Origin of the sequence: Micromonospora sp. DT46, assembly GCF_049841735.1 — a bacterium.
GTDB lineage: Bacteria > Actinomycetota > Actinomycetes > Mycobacteriales > Micromonosporaceae > Micromonospora > Micromonospora reichwaldensis.
Window position 1 is genome coordinate 1 of sequence record NZ_JBNCKW010000032.1, and the last position, 537, is coordinate 537.

General features: G+C 71.7%; 1 protein-coding gene. It reads left to right on the forward strand.

Features of this window, described 5'->3' with window-relative positions:
* On the forward strand, positions 1–537 hold a 537-nt coding region (locus tag ACLQ20_RS31345), incomplete at both ends, for a condensation domain-containing protein (RefSeq protein ID WP_425858382.1).

A 537-nucleotide genomic window follows, 5' to 3' on the forward strand; every position in this document is an offset into this window, starting at 1 on the left:
AGTCGTCGAAGCCGTCAACCCCACCCGCAACCTCGCCCACACCCCCCTCTTCCAAGTCATGTTCGCCTGGCAGAACAACGAGGACGTGGACCTGGACCTGCCGGGTGTCGAGGTGACCGCGCTGCGCAGCCCGTGGACCAGCGCCAAGTTCGACCTCACCCTCTCCCTGGCCGAGCACGACGGCCGCATCACGGGCAGCCTCGAATACGCCACCGCCCTGTTCGACACCGCCACCGCTGAGCGGCACATCCGCTACCTGCGCCACGTCCTCACCCAACTCGTCGCCCACCCCGACCAGCCCATCGACCGGCTGACGCTGCTCGACCCGACGGAGCGCCGCGAACTCCTCGCCGCCTGGGACGACGCGACCACGTACCCGGCCGGGCGGACGATCCCCGGGCTGTTCGCGGAGCGGGTCGCCGCGGCACCCGACGCGGTGGCCGTGACGTTCGAGGGCAAATCGCTCACCTACCGCGACCTCGACGCGCGCGCCAACCGGCTCGCCCACCACCTGCGCGCGCACGGCGTCGGCCCCGA